Source organism: Oribacterium sinus (assembly GCF_014202695.1).
GTDB classification, from domain to species: domain Bacteria; phylum Bacillota; class Clostridia; order Lachnospirales; family Lachnospiraceae; genus Oribacterium; species Oribacterium sinus.
The window spans coordinates 1-1,448 of sequence record NZ_JACHHH010000025.1 but is presented as its reverse complement, the minus strand read 5'-3'; the positions used below and the strand labels follow the sequence as shown (position 1 = coordinate 1,448).

Here is a 1,448-nt window from a genome sequence, read left to right as displayed (position 1 = left end):
TGAAATTCACTCTTCATAATCCGGAAACATTCTTCAATCTGCCATCGTTTTTGATTAATACTTATAATCGTTGCCACGTCATCTTCCAGGTTTGTGCATACGGCATAGAAACCGTCATAACGTTCCTCTTCTGTGGCAACATCTTCATCTATCGAAGGGATCATTTTATCTGCAATCTCGCCGTCAGAAGTACAGTGATTCTGACGTATAAAACGCTTGGGATCGTTTGGACGTTTTTTATTCAGAGAAGAAGGATTTTCGACGAGCTTTTCAGCGCGTTCAAGCTGACGATTCCGTATCTTTCTCATATAGTCCCGATATTGAAAGGAAAAGGTGACAACGAGATGTTGCTCCAAACCGTCTTCATTAATCCACCGGTCTTTATAGAAAGTCTTCTCGTAATTCTCGACCTCATCTAGTTCACTGAGCTTGTACTCTTTTTTATCTCCGATAAGGTGCCATCCGTCTTCATCAAGACAGTAATCCTTGAGGTATCCTTTCAGCTTTTTGATTGCTTGCGTGGTAACAAATTTTCGGTTTGGAGTGTTGTTGAAGACACGGTTTGAAGTTGATGATAGCCCTGCATCTGTACAAACAATAAACTTCGTCATTCCAAAGTCAGAAAGAATCTTTTTCTCCAATGGTTTCATCGAAGGTTGTTCATTCTCGTTTCCGTTAAAGAGGGAGAAGGTGAGGGGAATCCCATCTGCATCCATAAATAGCCCCATCTGTACAATCGGATTCGGACGGTTTTCTTTGGAATGACCATATTTTCTGAAATCATCCGCTTCCTCAATCTCGAAGTAATAGTTAGTGCAGTCATAGTAAAGAACTCTTTTATGTCGATTCAGTACCATTTCGGAATTCTTGTAAAGTTGAGACTGGAAAAAATCATTCTCTTTTGCAAGGATTTCCAGTGCACGGTAAACGTGATGGAGCTTGCAGTCAGGCTTTTCAAGAAACTTTTTTGAAAGTTCAAGAGAAGATCTCTTGGACCCGGGATAAATAATCCTAGAGAAAAGTAGCATAGACAGGATTTGATTCAGGTCAAACTCAAACTTGTACTTTTCGGCAATCTGAGCACAGATGTCATGGATTTTTAAATCATAGTAGATGTCCTTCAGAAAGAGGTAGCCTACGTTTACGCTACGGCAGCTTTCTTTCTTAATTAAGGTCGAAGAGGAGTACTTAAGCATAATGTCTTTTTTTGAAGCTTTTTCTTCTGCGGAGCGTTTGGCAGCGTACTGCTTTGCCCACTCCAGCGGAGTAAGATCTCCGCAAACCTTCAGAAGTTCATCTTCCGAACCAATCTTCTCTATAGTCTTAGTAGTGGATTTACCATCTACCCAAACTGATTTACTTAGATAATAGATTGTCTGATTTTTTGATTTTGATACAGATACTTTCATGACGCAGTCCCTCCATGCGCCCATTATACCATATATAGC

General features: G+C 40.2%; 1 protein-coding gene. It reads right to left on the bottom strand.

The features are described from left to right. Positions 1-1,409, bottom strand: a 1,409-nt coding sequence (locus tag HNQ46_RS11960; protein WP_183684881.1) for an IS1634 family transposase, incomplete at its 3' end; no start/stop codon positions are given. Positions 1,410-1,448: the final 39 nt, after the last annotated feature.